19 protein-coding genes are annotated in these 22,273 nt (G+C 52.9%); 13 read left to right on the top strand and 6 right to left on the bottom strand.

Features of this window, described 5'->3' with window-relative positions:
• Positions 1–21: 21 nt before the first annotated feature.
• Together JG50_RS0101445 and JG50_RS0101440 are read left to right on the top strand one after the other, a co-directional pair.
• Positions 22–1,173, top strand: coding sequence for a thiolase family protein (locus JG50_RS0101445; RefSeq protein ID WP_033099299.1), 1,152 nt, complete (start codon positions 22–24; stop codon positions 1,171–1,173).
• A 23-nt stretch (positions 1,174–1,196) separates the two neighbouring features.
• Complete coding sequence (locus JG50_RS0101440; protein ID WP_033099298.1) at positions 1,197–1,964, top strand: 3-hydroxyacyl-CoA dehydrogenase; 768 nt, start codon at positions 1,197–1,199, stop codon at positions 1,962–1,964.
• Between the two features lie 62 nt (positions 1,965–2,026).
• Here the strand turns inward: JG50_RS0101440 and JG50_RS0101435 are convergent, their stop codons facing one another.
• The gene (locus tag JG50_RS0101435) at positions 2,027–3,043 is read right to left on the bottom strand and encodes an acyltransferase (protein WP_033099297.1); all 1,017 of its coding nucleotides are present in this window, start codon (positions 3,041–3,043) and stop codon (positions 2,027–2,029) included.
• 392 nt (positions 3,044–3,435) lie between these two features.
• Here JG50_RS0101435 and murQ point away from each other — a divergent pair, with 392 nt between their 5' ends.
• From murQ to JG50_RS0101415, 4 genes are all read left to right on the top strand, one after another.
• Positions 3,436–4,350 carry an N-acetylmuramic acid 6-phosphate etherase gene (gene murQ / locus JG50_RS0101430; RefSeq protein WP_033099296.1) on the top strand — a complete coding sequence of 305 codons (915 nt, stop codon included), beginning with the start codon at positions 3,436–3,438 and terminating at the stop codon, positions 4,348–4,350.
• Positions 4,347–5,138 carry a MurR/RpiR family transcriptional regulator gene (locus JG50_RS17985; RefSeq protein ID WP_052153873.1) on the top strand — a complete coding sequence of 264 codons (792 nt, stop codon included), beginning with the start codon at positions 4,347–4,349 and terminating at the stop codon, positions 5,136–5,138. The genes murQ and JG50_RS17985 overlap by 4 nt, the downstream gene beginning before the upstream one ends.
• A 105-nt stretch (positions 5,139–5,243) precedes the next feature.
• The gene (locus JG50_RS0101420; protein ID WP_033099295.1) at positions 5,244–6,614 is read left to right on the top strand and encodes a PTS transporter subunit EIIC; all 1,371 of its coding nucleotides are present in this window, start codon (positions 5,244–5,246) and stop codon (positions 6,612–6,614) included.
• Positions 6,611–7,624: a MupG family TIM beta-alpha barrel fold protein gene (locus JG50_RS0101415; RefSeq protein WP_033099294.1), complete on the top strand. Its 1,014-nt coding sequence runs from the start codon at positions 6,611–6,613 to the stop codon at positions 7,622–7,624. Before JG50_RS0101420 ends, JG50_RS0101415 begins: the two co-directional genes overlap by 4 nt.
• A 73-nt stretch (positions 7,625–7,697) precedes the next feature.
• Here JG50_RS0101415 and JG50_RS0101410 read toward each other — a convergent pair whose 3' ends face one another.
• The 5 genes from JG50_RS0101410 to JG50_RS0101390 all read right to left on the bottom strand — a co-directional run bounded on the left by JG50_RS0101410 (position 7,698) and on the right by JG50_RS0101390 (position 13,336).
• Positions 7,698–9,305: a gamma-glutamyltransferase family protein gene (locus JG50_RS0101410; protein ID WP_033099293.1), complete on the bottom strand. Its 1,608-nt coding sequence runs from the start codon at positions 9,303–9,305 to the stop codon at positions 7,698–7,700.
• A gap of 129 nt (positions 9,306–9,434) precedes the next feature.
• Positions 9,435–9,884, bottom strand: a complete 450-nt coding sequence (locus JG50_RS0101405) for an Lrp/AsnC family transcriptional regulator (RefSeq protein WP_033099377.1) — start codon at positions 9,882–9,884, stop codon at positions 9,435–9,437.
• A gap of 61 nt (positions 9,885–9,945) precedes the next feature.
• The gene (locus JG50_RS0101400) at positions 9,946–10,848 is read right to left on the bottom strand and encodes an ABC transporter permease (protein WP_081943643.1); all 903 of its coding nucleotides are present in this window, start codon (positions 10,846–10,848) and stop codon (positions 9,946–9,948) included.
• 1 nt (position 10,849) lies between these two features.
• Positions 10,850–11,803, bottom strand: a complete 954-nt coding sequence (locus JG50_RS0101395; protein WP_033099292.1) for an ABC transporter permease — start codon at positions 11,801–11,803, stop codon at positions 10,850–10,852.
• A gap of 12 nt (positions 11,804–11,815) precedes the next feature.
• On the bottom strand, positions 11,816–13,336 hold the full coding sequence (locus JG50_RS0101390; protein ID WP_033099291.1) for an ABC transporter substrate-binding protein: 1,521 nt from the start codon (positions 13,334–13,336) through the stop codon (positions 11,816–11,818).
• A gap of 318 nt (positions 13,337–13,654) precedes the next feature.
• On the opposite strand from JG50_RS0101390, the gene JG50_RS0101385 reads away from it, so the two are divergent.
• The 7 genes from JG50_RS0101385 (at position 13,655) to JG50_RS0101355 (ending at position 22,263) form a co-directional block, all read left to right on the top strand.
• Positions 13,655–14,431: an IclR family transcriptional regulator gene (locus JG50_RS0101385; protein ID WP_033099290.1), complete on the top strand. Its 777-nt coding sequence runs from the start codon at positions 13,655–13,657 to the stop codon at positions 14,429–14,431.
• A gap of 1 nt (position 14,432) precedes the next feature.
• Positions 14,433–15,203, top strand: a complete 771-nt coding sequence (locus JG50_RS0101380; RefSeq protein ID WP_033099289.1) for an SDR family NAD(P)-dependent oxidoreductase — start codon at positions 14,433–14,435, stop codon at positions 15,201–15,203.
• Between the two features lie 44 nt (positions 15,204–15,247).
• Complete coding sequence (locus JG50_RS0101375) at positions 15,248–16,096, top strand: fumarylacetoacetate hydrolase family protein (protein WP_033099288.1); 849 nt, start codon at positions 15,248–15,250, stop codon at positions 16,094–16,096.
• A 123-nt stretch (positions 16,097–16,219) separates the two neighbouring features.
• The gene (locus JG50_RS17980; RefSeq protein ID WP_235281573.1) at positions 16,220–17,464 is read left to right on the top strand and encodes an MFS transporter; all 1,245 of its coding nucleotides are present in this window, start codon (positions 16,220–16,222) and stop codon (positions 17,462–17,464) included.
• A gap of 288 nt (positions 17,465–17,752) precedes the next feature.
• A complete protein-coding gene (locus JG50_RS0101365) occupies positions 17,753–18,760 on the top strand; it encodes a C-terminal binding protein (RefSeq protein WP_033099287.1) in 1,008 nt (335 codons plus the stop codon).
• 24 nt (positions 18,761–18,784) lie between these two features.
• A complete protein-coding gene (locus JG50_RS0101360) occupies positions 18,785–20,047 on the top strand; it encodes a nickel pincer cofactor-dependent isomerase, group 22 (protein WP_033099286.1) in 1,263 nt (420 codons plus the stop codon).
• Positions 20,044–22,263, top strand: a complete 2,220-nt coding sequence (locus tag JG50_RS0101355; RefSeq protein ID WP_033099285.1) for a dihydroxy-acid dehydratase domain-containing protein — start codon at positions 20,044–20,046, stop codon at positions 22,261–22,263. The genes JG50_RS0101360 and JG50_RS0101355 overlap by 4 nt, the downstream gene beginning before the upstream one ends.
• Positions 22,264–22,273 lie beyond the last annotated feature (10 nt).

The following is a 22,273-nucleotide window of genomic DNA, read 5'->3' as shown; positions in this document are numbered from 1 at the left end:
AATGGAGAAGGAGAGATTGATGTGCGCGAAGCAGTGATCGTGGAAGCAGTAAGAACGCCGATTGGGCGCCGAAACGGGGTTTTAAGCGGTATCCGCCCCGATGAACTGGCCGCGATGGTGTTAAGGGCGGTAGTCGAGCGAGCCGGCATTTCCCCTGAGATGGTGGAAGACGTGATCATGGGCTGTGTTTCCCAGGTGGGGGAACAGGCGGGCGATATCGGGAGAATCGCTGCCTTGATCGCCGGTTACCCGGTGGAAGTGCCCGGAACGACGATTGACCGGCAGTGCGGTTCCAGTCAGCAGGCCGTTCATTTCGCGGCCCAAGCGATTATGAGCGGGGATATGGATGTGGTGGTGGCGGCAGGGGTCGAGAGCATGTCCCGCGTTCCCATGTTTTCCAATATGCAGGGGGCGGAATACAGCGAGAAGCTCACTTCCCGCTATGAAATCATCAACCAGGGATTATCGGCGGAAAGGATTGCCGCAAAATGGGGTTTCAGCCGCGCGCAATTGGATGAATTTTCTTTGAACAGCCACGAAAAAGCCGTGAAGGCGCAGAAGGACGGGCGTTTTCAACAAGAGATTTTGCCTCTGGAAGTTACTTTGCCAGACAAAGGAAAGATAATTGTAGACAAGGATGAGGGACCGCGGGAAGATACTTCAATGGAAAAGATGAGAGCGCTTTCTCCTTCATTTCAGGAAAACGGGCTGATTCATGCGGGTAACTCAAGCCAGATCAGTGACGGTGCGGCGGCTTTGCTGATCATGTCCCGTGACAAAGCCGAACAACTCGGGTTAAAACCGCGTTTTCGCGTTCTGGCACGCGCTGTGGTCGGATCGGACCCGACGCTGATGCTCACCGGACCGATCCCGGCGACGAAAAAAGTATTGGAAAAGGCGGGCCTCACCCTGAGTGAGATCGATGTGTTTGAAGTAAACGAAGCGTTTGCACCGGTTCCGCTTGCCTGGCTGAAGGAAACCGGTGCCGATCCGGAAAAACTGAATCCCAACGGGGGAGCGATTGCTCTCGGACACCCGCTCGGGGCATCGGGGGCCCGGTTGATGACAACCATGATGCATGAACTGGAACGGCGCGGCGGGCGTTACGGGTTACAGACCATGTGTGAAGGTCTTGGCATGGCGAACGCAACCATTATTGAACGGCTTGTTTAACGGACGGGGAGGAGGAAGTCGGAATGAAAATCAAAGATTGTGTCGCCCTGGTGACCGGCGGCGCATCGGGTCTGGGAGAGGCGACGGTGCGGCGTTTGGTGGCGGAAGGAGGAAAAGCGGCTATTGTCGATCTCGCAGAGGAGAAGGGGGCAAAATTGGCGGCGGAGTTAGGAGATGATGCTTTCTTCCTCACGGCGGACGTGGCAGATGAAGCATCTGTCAGGCAAGTGGTCAACCGGATTGAGGAACGGTTCGGCAAAATCGATATCGTCGTCAACTGCGCAGGGGTGGCCGTAGCCGAAAAAGTGTTGGGGAAAAAAGGGCCGCATGCGCTTTCCTCTTTTGTGAAAACAATCCAGGTGAATCTCATTGGCACGTTTAACGTGATCCGTCTCGCCGCGGAGAAAATGTCAGCCAATTTGCCAAATGAAGGAGGGGAACGGGGGGTGATTGTCAATACAGCTTCCGTGGCCGCGTTTGACGGACAGATCGGGCAGGCGGCCTACAGTGCGTCCAAAGGAGGGATTGTTGGCATGACACTGCCGATTGCCAGGGAACTGGCCCGGTATGGAATCCGGGTGATGACCATTGCCCCTGGACTGTTCGATACGCCTCTGTTTGCGTCACTGCCACAAGAAGCACGGGAATCGCTGGGAAAGATGGTTCCATTCCCGCCGCGGCTCGGGTTGCCGGATGAATATGCGCGGCTGGTTCAATCCATCGTGGAAAATCCGATGTTAAACGGTGAAACCATCCGTTTGGACGGAGCGATCCGCATGCAGCCCAAATAAGGATCCGGAGCCCGGAGTAAATGAAAGGACTGCTGACATTCCATTTTGCCAGCAGTCCTTGTTCATTTTCCGACCAGATATGCTCCCGGCCGGAAACGATGCAGCCCCATTGTGATTAGCAGCGGAAGGGAGATCATGGCGGCAAGCAGCAAGAGAAAACCGTAGAATGGCTTGGGAACCAGTTGGAACTTAACCCAGAGCGCCTGAACCATCGGATGCATGAGATAGACGCCGAACGAGTGGCGGCCGATGAGAGAGATTCCTTTGAGGGAAAACTGCCGGGCAAGCCGGTAGACCAGCACAAAAAGCGTAATCGCATAAGGAACGGTAACCAGAGAATAAAATCCGCTCCGGTTTTCCAATCCGACTTCCAAGGTCATCAGAAAAGCAAGCAGAATGGCAGTCAGGGCAATTGCCGACAAGGAGATGCTGTTCAGCTGTTTCCGGACCTTCTGCCAGTTCATTCCCAACCATCCGCCAAACGCAAAATAGAACAACCAAACGGGAAAGAAACGGCGAATGTTGTATTCATCGACGGAAATGCCCCAGACCGATGTCCATTCATTCCAGTTGAAGCTTAAGGCGAGGATGGAGACCCACAGGGTCAGCACCAGGATCAATGAATCGGGCAGCTTTTTAAATCCTTTCAACAGAAGAGGAAACAGGAAATAAAGTTGAACGAGAACAAAGAGAAAGTAAAGATGGTAATATCCCTGGCCCAGCAGGATTTTGATGAGATTGTCCGTCACAGTGCCTGTGAGGTTGTGGGGGTTGTCCCACCAGAGGTAGGCGGTATAGATCAGTGACCAGATGAGAAACGGCGACAGGATGAACGCACTTCGCTTTCGCCAGAAATTCCACAGGGGAAACGGTTCGCGATCGTGATATTGGTAGAAGAGAAGCAACCCCGAGGAGAGAAAAAAGACGGGAACGCTAAATCGGCTTAAATGATTGAGATAAAAGTAAATGTTGCCCGGCTCAGCGGAAAATGAGAGAAATGTGCCCGTTGCATGAATGACGGCCACGGCCAGGATGCATATCCCTTTGATGACGTTCATCTCGCGGATTTGTTCTTTCATGTTCAGCCTCCTTTTCTGTCCGCCAAAAAAAAAGGAACAGAGCGCAAGAAATCACTCTGTTCCACTTGTCTTCGGTCAGGCGGGTTTTTTTCTTCCCGTGTTGAGGGGAGAATCAATAACAACACCTGTTTTCTCATTTATTACCCGGGATTGGATACAGGTAAACATGGATTTGTTTTTCCGGTCGCCGGAACCATGTCAAATCGCATTATACAGGCCAATCCGGCACTTTTTGGTTCTGCATTTTTCTGATCTGCTCGTTTGGGATCTTTAAAATAAAATTTCGAACAATGACATATTATGAATAAAATTTTGTTTCAAACGTGGTATAATGAAAATGAAAACGGATACATTTCTTATTCAGCTTTTATGGAGACCGGAGGCTAATGTTTATGAAAGAACGATTACACGCACTTACAACCGAAAAGCGAAACCCAAACAGCATGCAGATCGATCAGGCGAGTACGATTGACATCCTGAAGCTGATCAACGAAGAAGATCAAAAAGTGGCCCTGGCTGTTCGGGAAGTGCTTCCGGATGTGGAAGTGGCCGTTGAATACGCTTATGATTCGTTGAAACAGGGTGGCCGGCTCATCTATGTCGGTGCCGGAACCAGCGGTCGGCTCGGTGTGCTTGATGCCGTTGAATGTCCGCCGACGTTCAGTACGGCGCCGGAAATGGTGCAAGGGTTGATGGCCGGCGGGGAAAAAGCTTTTGTCAAGGCGGTGGAAGGAGCTGAGGACAAAGAAGAATTGGGGGAGCAGGACTTGCAGAGGATCAGTCTTACGTCCAAGGATACCGTGATCGGCATCGCCGCCAGCGGACGCACCCCTTATGTTATCGGCGCTCTCCGCTATGCACGCAGCATCGGGGCGAAAACGGTGGCCCTCTCCTGCAACGAACAGGCCCGAATCAGCCAAGTGGCCGATCATCGCATTGAAGTGATCGTCGGACCCGAGGTACTGACCGGTTCGACCCGGATGAAAGCAGGTACGGCACAAAAAATGATTCTCAATATGATCTCGACGACGGCCATGATCCGTCTGGGGAAAGTATACGAAAATTTAATGGTGGACGTGAATATCAGCAATTACAAACTGAAAGAGAGAGCGATCAGCATCATTTGCACCGTGACCGGCGTTTCCTATGAAGAGGCCAAAGCGTCGCTGGAACAGGCCAACCACGAAGTCAAAACGGCGATTGTCATGATTGAAGCCGGTGTTTCCTATGAGGAGGCAACCGAACTGCTGCACAGGGCGCAGGGCTACGTAAGGCAAGCGATTGTGCTGGGAGGCAAAAGGCAGTGACGACAGGCGGATTGAAGATGATTGCCGGCATGCTGGAGCAGTTGCCTCCCTCGGAACGGAAGATCGCCGCATACATTTTGCAACATCCCCATGAAGCGCTCAATCAGACAGTCCATCAGTTGGGAGTAGCAACAAACACGAGCAGCGCCGCGGTGATTCGCCTTTGCAAATCGCTGGGGCTGAGAGGTTTTGGCGAGTTGAAGATGCGGATTGCCGGCGATCTGATGAAGTCGCCCGAACAGGGATATCGGGATATTGATCCTGATGAATCGATGTACTCCATCGTGCAAAAATTGACGAACAACAGCCTGCAAAGTTTGCGCGATACTGCCGATATCATCAATTACGAGGAGCTGGAACGCGCTGTACAGGTGCTCTTGAAGGCGAAAAACATCCACTTTTTCGGTGTGGGGGCTTCAGGGATTATCGCGGCTGACGCCCAGCAGAAGCTGCTGCGCATCAACAAGGCGGCGACAGCCTTTTCCGATCTGCACCTGGTGGCCACTCTGCTCGCCAATGCGGATGAACAGGATGTGCTGTTTGCCATTTCCTTCTCCGGAGAGACGCCGGAGGTGGTCAAAATAGTGACACTGGCCAAAGAACAGCGCATCCTGACGATCAGCTTAACCAATTACGGCGTGTCGACAGTGTCCTCTTTGTCCGACATCCGTCTGCATACCTCGTATCAGAACGAAGCACCTTTTCGCAGCGCGGCGGCTTCTTCCCGTCTGGCCCAGCTTCACATGATTGATATTTTGTTTTTTTGCCTGGCGACTGCTCAGTATTAGCAAACAGTGAAATCGATTGACAAGACCCGGGAAGCGATTCGCAAGCTGACCGGGAAAAACAAGCGGTGAAATTAAAGCGCTTACAATATGAGAGGAGGACCAACCATGGCCCAAGAAAAGAAACATCAAGTGCTCGCCCGTAAAATTTTGGAGCTGTTTGGCGGGCCGGATAATGTTGATTCTTTTACTCATTGCATGACCCGACTCCGCGTAAAGCCAATAGACGGGAAACTTGTGGACAAAGAAGCTTTGAAGAGTTTGGACGGGGTGATGGGGGTCGTTGAGGCCGATACTTTGCAAATCATTGTCGGACCGGGTGTGGTGAACCGGGTTTCGGCGGAGTTTGGCAGATTGCTCCGGGAGGCGGGAAGGGATATTGATCTGCAAAAGAAAGCAGCCGCCAAAAAAGCGGAGCTGAAGGAAAAAAATGCAACACCGTTTAAATTGTTCCTGCGCCGGATCGCCGGCATCTTTATTCCGCTCATTCCGGCACTTGTCGCTTCGGGCTTGATTTCCGGCATTTCCAAAGCCATTGTGCAGGCGGGCTGGTTATCGGACAAGTCGCCTGTCGCCACGATACTGACTGTCATCGGTTCGGGTTTGTTCGCTTATCTGGGCATTTTGGTAGGATTGAATGCGGCGAAAGAGTTTGGCGGATCACCGGCGCTGGGGGCATTGGCCGGTATTTTGGTTATCAACCCGGATATAGCGAAAATCAGCATGTTCGGGGAAACGCTGGTTCCCGGACGCGGCGGTTTGATCGGAGTCATGTTTGCGGCGATCTTTATGGCTTTCCTTGAAAAACGGATTCGTCGTTTTGTCCCCGCTTCCCTCGATATTATTGTGACGCCGACCCTCACTCTTCTGATTACGGGACTGATTACCTATGTTGTTTTCATGCCGGTCGGCGGCTTGATCTCGGAGGGAATCACCAAAGGATTGTTGGCCGTGTTAAACATCGGAGGTCCGGTTGCCGGTTTTGTGCTGGGCGCTACTTTCCTGCCGCTGGTGGTAACCGGTTTGCATCAGGGCTTGACGCCGATCCATTTGGAATTGATCAATTCGACCGGAAGCGACCCGCTGTTGCCGATTTTGGCGATGGGCGGAGCCGGGCAGGTGGGAGCAGCCTTCGCCATTTACTTCAAGACGAAAAAAGCGCGTCTGAAACGAGCCGTGGGCGGTGCTTTGCCATCGGGGATGCTCGGGATCGGGGAACCGCTGATCTTCGGAGTCACATTGCCGCTGGGACGCCCGTTTCTGACGGCATGTCTGGGAGCAGGGATCGGCGGGGCCTTCCAAGCTTATTTCAAAGTTGCCACCATTGCCGTTGGCGTTTCCGGCTTGCCGCTGACGTTTTTGGTGGTGGCCCATCAGATTTTGTTCTATCTGATCGGACTGGTCATTTCCTACATCGCCGGGTTCCTGTTCACGTACTGGTTCGGTTTCAAAGATGAAATGGCAGGGGAATTTGCATGATCGGTGTATCGTTTTATTTAAATGATCCACTGGCTGGGAAACGGTTGGAAGAAGCGCACTCCAAAGGAGTGACACGCGCTTTCACTTCTCTCCACATCCCGGAGGAGTCAGGCGACTTGGCCGGGCGGGCGAAGATGTTGTTGCAGACAGCGAAGGAGATGGGCATTGACGTCTATGCCGACGTTTCCCGCAGTACCCCGCAACATTTGGGCATTGGACGGCTGGAAGAACTGTCTGAGCTCGGTGTGACCGGACTCCGGCTCGATGATTATTTTGATCATGAAACGATGGTTTGCTTGGCTGAGCGGTTTCAGATTGCGCTCAATGCCAGCACTCTGTCTGAAGCCGATCTGCAGCGGCTTTTTGGAATCGCATCGGAGCAGCTGATCGCCTGGCACAATTTTTATCCGCGCCGCGAAACCGGTTTGGATGAGCGATTTTTCCGAGCCCAGACTGATCGGTTCCGGCAGTATGGCATCCGGGTTGCCGCCTTTGTCCCCGGGCGCGGTGAGAAACGCGGACCGCTGTTTGAAGGTTTGCCGACGCTGGAAAAGCATCGGGAGCTCGACCCGTTTGTGGCGGCGGTGGAGCTTTTTCGCGATGGTGTTGACGAGGTGTATGTGGGTGATCCCGATGCAGGCGAAGGCTTGCTGGAACAACTTGTTGCCTATGCTTTTGACCGGGTCATTCCGCTGCGGATTCGGACTTCCTCCCTCGCCGGCGGGGAATATCAGTTGCGTCCCGATTTTGCCCGTGATGTGTTGCGCTTGATGGATACGCGCAGCCCCGGTCCCGTTCCGCCGGCCAATACCACGGCCCGTCCCCGGGGAACGGTAACGATGGATAACGACAAGTACGGGCGGTACCGCGGAGAAGTCCAGATCGTTCTCCGTGATCTGCCGGCTGATCCGCGCATCAATGTCGTCGGTTCCGTCTTCCCGGAAGATTTGCCTCTTCTGCTGCTCGTTCAGCCGGGACAGCGTGTTTTTCTGCATTGTCACGATGAATAGGACAAACCGGAAAAAGCTGGCCAACCTTTCACAAAAATTGGTTGACCAGCTTTTTTATATCCTGGAAACCGGTTTACCAAGCGGCAATCTGCCCGTCGGTACGCGGTTCGGTTCCTCCTGCCAACACGCCGTTTTCTTGTCGCCAGATGATCTGTCCCCGTCCAAAACTGCCGGAGCCCAGCGACCATCTCACATCGTGACCGCGCCGGGCCAGAGCTTCGACCAGATGGGCCGGGGTGGAATGTTCCACCTCTACCGTTTTCCCATCGATCCACTGCCATCTTGGCGCATCCAGGGCGGCCTGAGGATTGAGCCCGAAATCAATGGAATTCATGATTACTTGCAGATGTCCTTGCGGTTGCATGAAACCGCCCATCACGCCAAACGGGCCGACAGGCTTATTTCCTTTTGTCAGGAAACCGGGAATAATCGTATGGTAAGGTTTTTTTCCGGGTTGCAACCAGTTGGCATGCGTTTCATCCAAGGTGAAATTATGGCCGCGGTTATGCAGGGCGATTCCGGTGCCGGGGACGACCAGTCCGGAACCGAATCCCATATAATTGCTCTGGATAAATGAGACCATGTTCCCTTCGCCGTCTGCCGTACATAAATAGACCGTTCCACCCCGGGGCGGTTTTCCCGCTTCCGGCAGCAATGCTTCCCTGCCGATCAGGCGTCGCCGTTCTTCGGCATAGGCGTCGGATAATAACTCTTCCAGTTTTACGCGCATATGTCGGGGATCGGCGATATACTTTTTGCCATCGGCAAATGCCAGTTTGAGCGCTTCGATCTGTTTATGGAAAGTGTCGACCGTATCCCGCTCCGCAAAGTCGAAGCCTTTTAAGATGTTCAAAGCGATCAGGGTGACCAGACCCTGGCCGTTGGGCGGAATTTCCCATACCTCATAGCCGCGATATCGGACATGGATCGGTTCGACCCACTCCGGTTTGTAGGCGGCGAGGTCTTCTGCGCGCAGGTAGCCGCCGTATTGTCGGGAAAAGAGGTCGATTTTTTCGGCGAGATCGCCGCGATAAAAAGATTCTGCTTTGGATTCGGCGATTGATTGCAGTGTTTTCGCGTGGTCGGCAGAGCGCCAGATCTCCCCGACCTCCGGAGCTCTTCCTTCCGATGCGAACGTATCAAACCAGGCGGCAAATTCTTCGCCCCTCAGTTGTTTCTTATAGGTTTGGAAGGCGCGAGACCAGTAACTTTGCAGAACCGGACTTAACGGATAGCCTGTTTCGGCATAGTCGATGGCCGGACGCAGCACTTCGGCAAAGGGGAGTTTCCCGAATCTGGCAGAGAGTTCCGCCCAGGCGGCTGGTGCTCCGGGAACGGTGACCGGAATAAATCCGTATTTCGGAATCTCTTTGATTCCCGCCTTTTTGAGTCTTTCGCCCGAAAGGAGTTGCGGCGCCGGACCGCTGGCATTCAAACCGTGAAGTTTTCCTTTTGTCCAGACGAGGGCAAAGGCGTCTCCGCCGATTCCATTGGATGTGGGTTCGACCACGGTGAGGGTGGCGGCTGTGGCAATGGCCGCATCAACAGCATTTCCCCCTTGCCTGAGAATCGAGAGTCCGGCTTGGGCAGCAAGGGGCTGTGATGTGGCAACCATTCCGTTTTTGGCATAGACCGTTGACCGCCGTGACGGATATGGATGGTGGAGCGAATCGTAATTCATTTTTATTCTCCTCTCATGTCAGGGGATGGGACAGCGCGATGAAGCTGCAGGGAAAAGCGATGGATCTTCAAATTCCGATCGGGCCGGACTGCGTATCGGCGGGAGCGAGGGCCTTGACATCTTCATCTCTCACAATTTCATCCCCATCCTGCTTTTGTATCGTTTTAACAGCATCTGAGTTTCAACCCGCAAGATTCCGGGCATTTTGTACAAGGTTTCCAGCAGAAATTTTTCCATTTCCCGGTGATCGGAAAAAATCCCGTGCATGTGAAGTGTGCTCGGCCCGGTCATATGATAGAGGCTGGTGACAGCTGGTTCCTTTGCCAGGTCTTCGGCTACCTTTTCCAGATCATCGGGCTTCACATCGATATTAAAAAATGCCGAGACGGTGATGCCCACTTTAACGGGATTGATTACCGCGGTAAAGCGTTCGATTACCCCGGATTCGATCAAGGCCTGAATGCGGGACTGAACAGCCACGCGGGAAAGATTGATCTGTTTTCCCAGATCCGTGTAGGAAATCCGGCTGTTTTGCAGCAATAACTCCAGGATTTTCCTGTCTGTCTCGTCGATTTTCATCGGAGGAAACTGATTTTCATCCCCGTTTTGCTGTGCCAACCTTATCCCTCCCGGCTTTTCGTTAACGATCCAATTTGGGGTCCAATACTTCGCGGATGCCGTCGCCGAGCAGATTGAAGCCGAGCACCACCAGGAAAATGGCCAGCCCCGGCCAAAAAGCCAGCAACGGATCGATCGTCAAGTACCCTTGGGCGACATTGAGCATGGACCCCCAGCTGGGCTCTTCCGGTTTGGCGCCAAGCCCCAGATAGGACAAACCTGCTTCCGCGATAATGGCCGAAGCCATTGCCAAAGTGGTTTGTACCAGAATCGGTGCCAGGGAATTGGGCAATACGTGCAGAAACATGATGCGCCAATCGTTTGCCCCGACGGCCCGGGCGGCCTGGACGAATTCCTGGTTGGTCACGGACATGACCTGGGAACGGGTGATGCGGACAAATGAAGGGATAAAACCGATCCCGATCGCGATGATGGCATTGCCAAATCCGCCTCCAAGCACAGCGGCCATGGCCAAGGCGAGGATGAGGGACGGAAATGCCTGCATTGCATCGACAATGCGCATGACAATCCATTCATCCCAAAAACCGCGGAAATATCCGCATACCAGACCGATCGGAACTCCGATCACCAGAGCGATTCCCACGGAGACAACGGCGGCTTCCAGCGAAAGGCGGGCCCCGTAGACGAGTCTGGAGAAGGTGTCACGGCCGAGATCATCCGTGCCGAGGAGATGATTGTGCCCCGGACTTTGCAGAATGGCGGAGTAATCCTGGTCATAAATCGGATCGTGGGTGGAGATCCATGGGGCAAAGACGGCCGTAAGGATCAGGAAGACAAAAATGACCGCTCCCGCAACGGCCAGTTTGTTTCGGGCAAAGCGGCGAAAAAAGTCTTCCCACTGACTTTCCCGGCGCGTTTGGGTCTGATCGGGTGTTGGCACCGAATCGGCAGCTGTCCGGCTCATCTTATCCAACCTCCTTTCCCGACTTTATCCGCGGGTCGATGATGAAATGGAGAATGTCGACCAACAGATTGATCAGCACAATCAGCAAGGCTGAAACGAGAACCGCTCCTTGCACCGTGACAAAATCGCGGTTGAATATCGAATCGACGATCAGCTTGCCGAAGCCGGGGATCGAGAAGATCGATTCCGTAATGACCAGGCCCCCGAGGAGCCCGGCGACAACCAAGCCGCTCGTCGTGACGACGGGAACCAGGGCGTTTTTCAGCGCATGGCGGAGAATGACCAACCTTTCTTTCAATCCCTTCGCATAAGCGGTGCGAATGTAGTCGGCTTGAAGCGCTTCCAGCAGACTGCTGCGCATCATCCGCATGAGAACGGCCGATTCACGCAGGCCGGTGGCGATGATGGGCAGGATCATCGCGGAGAGATTTCCCAGGGGATCATCAAAAAATGGAACGTAACCGGATGCAGGCACCCAGCCCAACTTGACGGCGAACAAAATAATCAGCATCATGCCGAGCCAGAAATGGGGAACCGACATGCCGCACAGGGCAAACAAAGTGCCCGAATAATCGGTCAGGCTGCGCGGACGCACTGCGGACAGGATTCCGGCCGGAACGGCGATCAGGGTCGCGACGATAAAGGTGCCGAGCGTCAGTTCGATCGTGGCGGGCAACCGCTCCATGATCAACTGGGCAACCGGGGTATGGTCGACGAGAGAGTTGCCCAGATTGCCGTGCAGGACTCCGGACAACCAATCGAAGTACTGAACCGGGAGGGGCTTGTTCAAACCCAGTTCAGCCCGGAGAGCGGCCACTGCTTCCGGGGTGGCTTCCTGGCCGAGAATGACGGTTGCCGGATCACCGGGGAGCATGTGCATCAAGGAGAAGACCATGAGGGTGACGAGGAAAACGACAGGGATGGCGAGCAACAGGCGCCTGATGATGATGGCTATGTTTTTCCTCCTTTATTTTTTGCTGAGTTCCGCCGTACGGATCAGACCGTCGGGAATATATTGAAAGCCTTGCACATTCTTCGACAGGCCGGACACGTCATGTTCGTTGTAGAGATAAACATAGGGAACATCTTCATGCACGATTTTCATGATCCGGTCATATATCGCTTTCCGCTTTGATTGATCCATCTCACGGCGTGCGTCGATGAGCAGCCTGTCCACTTGCGGATTGCTGTAATGCGAATAGTTTTGCGAACCGGTTGAAGCGAGGAAATCGTAAATATTTAAATCCGGGTCGGGGCGTCCGCTCCAGCCGAGTGCGACAGCCTGCATATTTCCGGTCTCCGCCTGCTCGATCATGGTTCCGAATTCCACCTTTTCCAGCTGGACATGAATACCAGCCGGTCTCAACATATTTTGGATCATTTGCCCCACCTGTTGGCCGGCGGGGGTGGTCGGAATCTTCAAGGTAAAGGTAAATCCGTTTTTCATTCCCGCCTTCTCCAGCAGTTCCTTTGCTTTTTTTACATTGGGCGTTTCCGGTCGGTCATCGGGGTTATAGGCAAAGTGGCTTGGAACGAACGGTGAGTAGGCGGGAGAACCGGCGGGCCCGAATACGACTTTGGCGATGGCCTCGCGATTTATCAGGAGATCGACCGCTTGCCGGAGTTCCTTTTTATTGAAGGGAGGTTTCGCCATGTTCAAGTGAAATCCCTGATATCCCTCCGACTCATGATTTATCACCCTTACTTGGGCATCGTTGATGATCCGGCCGATTTCCCTGGGAGGAAATTTGTTGGTGATGTCCACATCTCCGCTGCGGAGGTTCATCAAGGCGACGTTCGGATCGACAATCACCTTGTAGACCACTCTGTTTACCTTCGGCAGGCCTTTTCGCCAGTAATGGGGATTCTTTTCCAAAACGATGGTCGAGCCTTTGATGCGGCTTTTATAGAGAAACGGGCCGGTTCCCACGGGATGATTCATGAAGTTTTTCCCCTCTTTTTGCACGGCAGCGGGGGAGACCATCATGCCGGCGCGATCCGTCAACACTGCCAAAAATGGCGCGAAAGGCTGCTTGAGCTGTACTTTCACCGTATACGGGTCGAGTGCGGTGACATGATCGACCAGTTTCAGTTCGTTTCTGCGTACGGAATCCGGTTGCATGTAACGCGCAAAGTTGAATTTTACCGCCTCGGCATTAAAGTCCGTGCCATCCTGAAATTTGACTCCCTTTCGCAGATGAAAGATAAAGGTTTTGTCATCAGGCGAAATTTCCCGCTTTTCTGCCAGCATCGGCACGATATTTCCGTGTTGATCCAGATCAACCAGCTTGTCAAAAATGCTTTGAAACACCATTCTGTCGACTAAAGCGCTGGAATAGGCCGGGTCCAGCTTCGGCGGATCGGCATTCAGCGAGATATTGATCGTATCTTCATCCCGGTCTGTTCCTGCCTGTTGGCCGTTGCAGCCCCCGAGAAGCAGAGAACTGCCCAGCAGCAAAATGAATGCGATCAACCATGATTTTTTCACGATTCAGCCTCCCCTAGTTTGTTCATATGGTAAGGGATGATTTCATGATTCTTTCGTTTTGTATTACTATATAATGAATCTATTTCATAAATCAATGAAGATTTATTATTTAATGAACATTTTGTTTAAAATGATAAGTGATTATATGGTTAATGTGAATGAATGCTCATGAATCATCATTGTATTTGTACAAAATATTTGTTATATTCTATATAATGAAATATAAACATAGTTTAATATAATAAACCAAGACTGTTTACAAATTTAAGATGAAGGATTATAAATCAATTAATCCTGTTTACGAAGAAGAGTGAACTAATGACAAAGTATCGGGTTCCGGCCATTGAACGGGCACATGCCGTCTTGGAAGTGCTTGCCCGTGAGCCGTCGAAGTACCGTCTGATTGACTTGGCGAACCGTTTTCACGTGAATAAGAGTTCGATGTTTGTGCTTCTCCGAACGATGGAACAGCTGGGTTGGGTACAAAAAGACAAAAAGGAGACGTATGCGCTCGGCCCTGCCCTGGGAGCGCTGGCCGCCGCTTATTTTCAGCAATTTGATCTCGTGCAAGTCTTTTACCGGGAGGCGGCCGCCGCGGTTGAGCGGGTCAAAGAAACGGTCCAGCTCGCCGTTTTGGATGATGACCATATTCTGTATCTGGCGAAAGAGGAATCGCGTTCTCCGGTGCAGTTGGTGACAAGTCCGGGAATGCGTTTTCCCGCTCATGCGACTGCTTTGGGCAAAGCGATGTTATCCCGGTTGAACCGTGAACAGTTTTGCCGTCTGTTTCCGTCCGCCAGCCTGAAATCGGTTACTCCGTATACGATCATTGATTCAGAGCTGCTGTGGAAGCAAACCCGCCAGGTGCAAAAAGATGGCTGTGCCTGTGATGAGCAGGAAGCCGTCATTGGAATTTATTGTGTTGCGGCCCCGATTTACAATCAGCTGGGGCGGATCGAGGCAGCCGTCAGCTTCGCGATGGGTGAGGCGAGCTGGGAGAAAAAAAGGGAGAGGGCCAGGGCGGAAATTATCCGTCTGGCCAGGCGGTTATCGCTGCATGCCGGTTTCTCATTTTTTTCTGAAGGAGGAAACTGAGTTGAGGCTAAAAGGAAAGGTCGTGCTCATCACCGGTTCCGGTTCAGGCATCGGCAAAGCGACTGCGCTTCTGTTTGCCGGGGAAGGGGCCAAGGTCATTGTCAACGATATTTCCGTGCAGGGCCGGAAGACGGTGGAGGAAATTCAGCGTCAGGGAGGGGAAGCGATATTTCTTCAGGCGGATGTAACCAAAGCGGCAGAAGTGGAGACGATGGTGGAAAAAGCGCTTGACCGCTATGGACAAATCGATGTTTTATTTAACAATGCCGGGATCTCGGGTGTCGGAGCCGTTCATGAGACCAGTGAAGAGATGTGGGATCGGGTTGTCAATGTAAACCTCAAAGGCGTTTTTCTGCCGAGCAAGTCGGTTATTCCGCACATGATGCAAAGAAAAGAGGGTTGCATTATCAACATGTCGTCCTGCATCGCGGAGATCGGTCTGATGAAAAGGGCGGTTTATTCGGCAACAAAAGGGGCGGTTCTCGCTTTGACCAAATCGATGCAAGTCGACTACGCTCCTTACGGGATCCGTGTCAATGCCCTGTTGCCGGGAACGATTCTCACCCCGTTCGTCGAGGATTATTTGAAACATTCGTATGAAAATCCGGAAGAGGCGTTGGAGGGAATTAAAAAGCGACAGCTGAACAGCGAATTGGGCAGACCGGAAGATGTGGCCAGAGCCGCTCTGTTCCTCGCCTCCGACGAATCGAGGTTCATCATGGGTTCACCGCTCTACGTCGATGGCGGCGTCGTCTTCGGCAAAATGGCGTAATCCGACAGAATCCATTCAAGGACAAACCTAAAGGAGAGAGCGCGATGAAACTGCTGACATACCGCACGAGCACAGGTTTGCGTACCGGAATTGTTACGGATAAAGGCGTTGTTCCCGTTCCGCATTCGGTGGAGGAAATCGTGAGCGGCGGACAGGCTATTCTTGCGGAACTGAACCGATTGGCCAAAAGCGAAATGGAAGACAAATGGCTGAAGGAAGAGGAATTAACTTTGGGGCCTTGTCTGCCGAAGCCGGGCAAAATGATTTGCGTCGGTCTCAACTACCGCAAACATGCTGATGAAACCGGTTCGCCGATCCCGGAGACGCCGATTTTGTTTAACAAATTCCCCAATACCTTGGCTGCGGATCGGGATGAAATTCTCATTCCTCACAACTCCAAACAGGTGGATTATGAGGCTGAACTGGCGATCGTGATCGGCAAGACGGCGAAACGGGTCAGCGAAGAGGAGGCACTCGATTATGTTTTCGGTTACTGCACCGCCAACGATGTCTCGGCACGCGATCTGCAATTTCGCACAAATCAATGGCTGCTCGGCAAATGTTGTGACGGATTCAGCCCCATCGGCCCCTATCTCGTTACCGCTGACGAGGTGGGAGATCCCGATAACCTGGGAATTCGCACTTATGTAAACGGCGAGCTCCGTCAAAATTCCAATACCTCAGACATGATTTTTTCCTGCCGCGAAATTGTCAGCTATATCTCGCAACATATGACGCTGAGCCCGGGGGACATTATTTTCACCGGTACGCCAGAGGGAGTGATTCTCGGTTATCCAAAAGAAAAACAGGTTTGGTTAAAAGATGGGGATGAAGTGGTCATCGAGATTGACAAACTGGGCCGGCTCACCAATTACATGAAGCAGGAAATATAGAGGTTTTCAGTATTTTGATTCCGGAAGGAAAGGAGGTGGTCAGGCGGCGCCCGCGGTGGCGTCGGTACATCGCCCCGGAGGAAAACGCTTTCCGAAACCCTGCTTGTGCAAGGAGGTTTACCTTTGAAAATCATCAAGAATCAGAAGAGGACGAAGGTTCGCTGGAATATAGCCATTCTGATGTGGGCTGCGATTGCGATCAATTATTTGGATCGGACCAATATCTCTGCCGCTGCGCCGACCTTAATGAAGGAATTTCATCTTTCTGCGGAGACGATGGGACTTGTCATGTCATCCTTTTTTTGGACTTACGCACTTTTTCAAATTCCGGCCGGATGGTTTGCCGATAAGGTGGGGCAACGAATCAGTCTGGCCGTTGCGGTTGCCTGGTGGTCGCTGGCCACGGCGGCTACGGTTTTGACACGCGGCGCAGCGTCGCTCATCACGACAAGGGTTTTGATGGGAATCGGTGAAGCCGGTGCCTATCCGAGTAATGCCGGGGTTACGGCCAAGTGGTTTCCGGATAAAGAAAGGGCAAGGGTTTCGGCCATTTTTGACAGCGGTTCCAAAGTGGGGACGGCGCTGGCCATGCCGGTGGTTGTATGGTTGCTCAGCAAATTCGGCTGGGAAGTTCCTTTCATTGTATCCGGGTTGATCGGGCTCGTTTGGGTGGCGATCTGGTGGGTTTACTATCGTGATCCGGAGAAGCACAAGTATGTGAACGAAGCGGAACTCACCTATATTCGCGAGGGACAGGTGAAAAAGGAAGGGATTGACCGCGTTCAACCCCTCAAATGGTACCAACTGTTCCGCTACCGCAATATCTGGGCGATGTGCGTCGGATTTTTCATGCTCAATTATGCGATCTATTTTTTTATTACCTGGTTTCCGACGTATCTGGTCGAAGCGCGTCACATGAAATTGCTGACGATGGGGTTTGTGGCGATGATTCCGCCTTTGACGGGGTTAGTCGCCGAGCTGGTCGGCGGATGGTTTTCCGACTACCTTTATACCAAAGGGGTATCGCTCACGGTTGCCCGCAAAATCAACCTCGTTGGAGGAATGCTGCTGGGCTTTTGCCGGATTGGTCGATTCCGCCGTCTGGTGCATTGTGTTGCTGTCCGTTTCCTACGCCGGGCTGGTTTTTGCCGCCTGTGCCATCTGGTCCCTGCCGGGGGATGTTGCCCCGAGAAATATGACATCGGTCGTTGGCGGCTTGCAAAACTGCGTGTCCAATCTCGGAGGAATTTTGGGACCAGTCATTACGGGATGGATTGTTGCGACCACCCATTCTTTTATCCCTGCACTGCTCGTGTCCGGGGCCGCTACGATGGCCGGTGCGCTCACGTACCTGTTTGGCCTCCGTAAGATCGAACCGATTGATCCGGGGAAAGAAAGCAGACAACAGGAAAAAGCAAGCGTTGACACGCATAATTAATTGACAATTATCATAAAAGATAATAACATAAATTTATAGAATATTATAATTTGGTGAAAGTATTTTTTATTGGTAAAAACCAGGCGGGAATGAGGGGTTTTTGGGACATTGTGAGGAATTGCGTCATGTCCCTTTTGTTTAGGAAAGGATCAGAACAGGGTTTTACAATCTAAAACAAATGCAGAAATCCTCGTTGACGACGGAATGGGGTGGAGAATTTGCCCAAATGGAAAGTGGTCGTTTCTGATTGGGAGTATCAGGATCTGCGCTATGAAGAAAAAGTGCTGGATCATGAACAGATCGAATTGATTCCTGCCCAATGCAAAACGGAGGAGGAGGTGATTCGGGCTTGCCGGGAGGCCGACGGGATCTTAAATCAATATGCGCCGATCAGCGGAAAAGTGATTCGTGAGCTTCAACGCTGCAGAGTGATTGTCCGCTACGGCGTCGGTGTGAACACGATTGATCTCGATGCGGCAACGGAGAGAGGCATTTGCGTCGCCAATGTGCCGGATTACTGCGTGGACGAGGTGTCGGATCATACGCTGGCCCTCATTTTAGACAAAGCCCGTAAAATCTCTCTGGCCGACGCATGTGTGAAACAAGGAAAGTGGGATTTCAAGGTGACCCAGCCTGTTTACCGCCTGCAGAACCGGACGCTCGGCCTGGTGGGCTTTGGCAAAATTCCGCAAAGATTGGCAGAGAAGGTGAAGCCGCTCGGCCTCCGGGTGATCGCTTATGATCCTTATGTGCCGGAACCGGTGGCGGAAGCGCTCGGTGTTGCACTGGTCTCTCTCGAAGAAGTGTGCAGGCGGTCCGATTTCGTTTCCGTCCATGCACCGCTGACGGCAGAGACAAAAGGGTTGATCGGCAGGGAGCAATTGAGGCAAATGAAAAAAGAGGCTTATCTCATCAATACATCTCGCGGTCCGGTGGTTGATGAAAACGCACTGATCGAAGCCCTGCGCGAAGGGAGCCTGGCCGGGGCAGCGCTTGATGTGGCCGGGGAGGAACCGATCCGGCCAGACCATCCGTTTCTCTCGATGAAATCAGTAACCCTTACCCCTCACATGGCCTGGTATTCGGAGGAATCAGCGGAAGAGATGCGCTCAAAAGCGGCGCATGGCGTGGCTGATGTCCTGCTTAAAGGCGAGTATCCAAAGTACCTGGTTAACCGGAAAGTGAAAGAGCGGGTCAAGCTTAAGCCGAACGCGCTTGCTTACTGATACTTCACTAAAGAAGGGGATCGCATGAACGTTATTGAGGAATTGCTCCGGCCCTATCCTCTTCCCAAGATGGTGAGGGTCCGTCAAAATTTTCCCGCTCCCGAGGTTGTGGACGTGGCCGGGGCTGTGCAAAAAACGATCAAGGAAGCCGGCGTCTTAACGAAAATCGCTCCGGGCAACCGGGTGGCCATCGCCGTCGGAAGCCGGGGAATTGCCGACCTTCCCATCTTGGTGAGAGAAGTGGCCGCCGCAATCAAGTCGGTTGGGGGCCGGCCTTTCATCGTCCCGGCGATGGGGAGCCATGGCGGAGCAACTGCCGAAGGGCAGATTGACGTGCTGAAACAGTTGGGGGTGACCGAACCATCCGTCGGAGCGCCGATTCATTCCAGTATGGAAGTGGTGGAAATTGGCAAATTGGCAAACGGCCTTCCTATCTATATTGACAAATATGCATACGGGGCGGAGCAAGTGGTGGTCATTAACCGGATCAAACCGCATACCGCCTTTAGCGGCCCGGTTGAAAGCGGATTGATGAAAATGCTCACCATCGGCCTGGGAAAACAAAAAGGGGCTGAAGCCGCACATGCCTATGGCTTCAAGTATATGGCCGAGCATGTGCCGACGATGGCGAGAGAAATTCTGAAAAAAGTGCCGGTGCTGTTCGGGCTGGCCACCATTGAAAACGCGTATGACCGGCCGGCCAAAATCGTCGCCGTTCCCGGAGAGAAGTTTGAAGAGACGGAGCCGGGTTTGTTGCTCGAAGCAAAGGCGCTCATGCCCAAAATCCTGTTTGATCCGATCGATGTGCTGATCGTCGATGAGATCGGCAAAGACATTTCCGGTGACGGCATGGATCCCAATATCACCGGGCGATATCCGACTCCTTATGCCAGCGGCGGCCCCGAGGTGAAGCGGATTGTCGTTTTGGATCTGACTGAACGGACCCACGGCAATGCCAACGGCATCGGGCTTGCGGATATCACCACAAAAAAAGTATTCGATGCGATTGACTGGGTGAAGGGATACGCAAATGCCCTGACAAGCACGGTCGTGAAAACAGTGAAAATGCCGATGTTTCTCGAAACGGAAGAATTGGCGGTCAAAGCGGCGATCAAGACATGCAACGCGTTTGATCTGAATCACGTTCGCGTTGTCCGCATTAAAAACACATTGGAACTGAAAGAGATTTGGATCTCCGAAGGATTGATTGACGAGGCGCGAGAGCGGGCGGAGATTGATATTCTGTCTGATCCCGTACCGCTTCAAAGTCAACTGGACGGATCATGAACTTCAGGGAGGGAAACCGGTTGCCGTTGTTTTCCAAAATAGAGGCCGACAGTAATCCTTACCGGGACAATGTACAGGGAAAGGCGAATGAGCCGATTACTGTGGCCGCTTTGCTGGATCGGGCCAAACAGATTCTCGGCCCTTCGTATGAGGGAACGATGCCGGACTGGACGTTGGAGGAAATTTACGACCGCCTGGAAGAGAACGCGCCACGCATCGCCATTATTGGCGGTTCAAGCGACCATCCGGCTCATATCATGGATTACCAAACCTCCGCGCTGGCAGCAATCCGCATTTGGCAAAACGGCGGAATTCCCTTTTATTTTTCCACGCCAGTCCTCTGCGACGGGACAGCCCAAAGCAATTACGGGATGAGTTATTCCCTGCAAAGCCGGAATGCCGTGGCGCAAATGGTGGTGAATCAACTGGAAGCCCACAGCTATCACGGAGCTTTTGTGATTCAGGGATGCGACAAACAGCCGCTCGGTGTCGTCAGCGCCCTGGCCCATATCGACCGCCTCCGTCGTAATCGCGGGGAAGCGCCGTTTTTTGCCACTTTTGCTCCGGCCCATGTCTTGAAAGGCGGGACGATTCCGGACGATTTGCGGACGGAGCTGGAGCGGTTGACAGAAGATGCCGAGAAAGCGGGGGCCCGGGATATTGCCGATGATTTGCGCGATACGATGGCTTATATATTGCAATGTACCACCAATACGGCGTTTCAGGGGATTTTTTTGCGAGCGAGGGAGAAGGGGATCATCTCGGAAGCGAAGCATAAGGAGTTTGAGAAACGACTCGCTGTGAACACCTGTGACAGCAAAGGGGGCATCTGTGCCTTCAACGGTACGGGAAACAGTTCACGCCACCTCGTCGCCGGGCTGGGACTAGTCCATCCGGCGGTCGAGCAATTGACGGGACCGCCCGGGCAGGACAAGATCAATCAGGCGATTGACGCGTTGGCTCTCATGATCAATCAGCCGGCTTTCGGGGTGGCTAACCTCGTGGGAGCCAATATCCGCAATGCGATTCGTATTCACAGCGCCTCCGGAGGTTCAACCAACCTGATGATGCATTTGGTTGCGGCCATGCTTTACGGAGGCTATCGTTTCAGTTTATGGGATCTCAATCACATTCACCAGGAAGTGCCGGTTCCCGATTTATTCGACTACAGCCTGACCGAAGGCAGAGACATTTTCGCGCTGGCGATGCAGTGTTGCAGCGGACGCATCCGCGGGATGGAAACGCTGTTTTATGAACTGGTGCAAAACGGGGTTCCGATGGATCTGGACGCCCCCACGGTTACCGGAACAAGCTGGAGAGAGCGCCTGAAAGACAATGATCGCCTCCCCGCGGCAAATGTCAGCGACAATCCCGTCATCCTTTCCAAACCGCGCCGTTCTTTCAGCGGGGTCGATGTTCTGAAAGGAAACTTTTTTGAAAGCGCTGTAGTGAAAATCAGCGGGATGACCGGCAGCCAATTGGATGAATTTGACTGCAAAGCGGCCTTTGTTCTCTATTATGAAAATGAAGACGATGCCAACCGCAGTTTGCTCGACCCCCGGTTGCTGGAGCGGATTTGCGAGGGACGGCTGTTTTCCCGTGAGCGGCTGCTGGCGGTATTGAAACAGAATGCACCGGGCGAGTACGATCGCTGCGCGGAGCTTGACTATGATCAGCTGTTTGCGCGCATGGTTGATAAAGCGATTCTGAAAATCGCCATCGTCATAGCCGGGCAGGGTCCGGTCGCCTTTGGTATGCCGGAGATGTTTACCCCGATGCAGCACATAAACGCCAACCGCCGGTTGAAAAAGCTGGTCACGCTGATCAGCGACGGCCGGTACTCCGGGGTTACCTATGGTGCAGCCATCGGTCACATGACACCGGAAGCGCTTGAAGGAGGCGGGATTCTTTACCTGCAAACCGGCGACCTTCTCTACCTTGATTTACGTGGAAGGCAGATTCAATTTATCGATCCGGACGCGTTGATGGAGGGACGAATTTCGTTCGCTTTCGATTCTGTTCCAAAGGAGCGCCGGCAATTGGGGGAAGAAAGACGGGCGAAACTCAGGCAGCGCCAGCGTTTGGTGGCCACCAGCAACCGGTTGTCCGCTCATACCGATGCCGCGTATGGAGTCGTCCCCGTCGCCGTTGCAGAAGAAGCTGAACACGACTACCGGACGGATGTCCTGTTTCTTTCAAAAAAACTGAACAATTGATTTGGATGTG

It is taken from the genome of Thermoactinomyces daqus (assembly GCF_000763315.1).
Classification (GTDB): domain Bacteria; phylum Bacillota; class Bacilli; order Thermoactinomycetales; family Thermoactinomycetaceae; genus Thermoactinomyces_A; species Thermoactinomyces_A daqus.
This window is presented reverse-complemented; position numbering and strand designations above follow the sequence as displayed.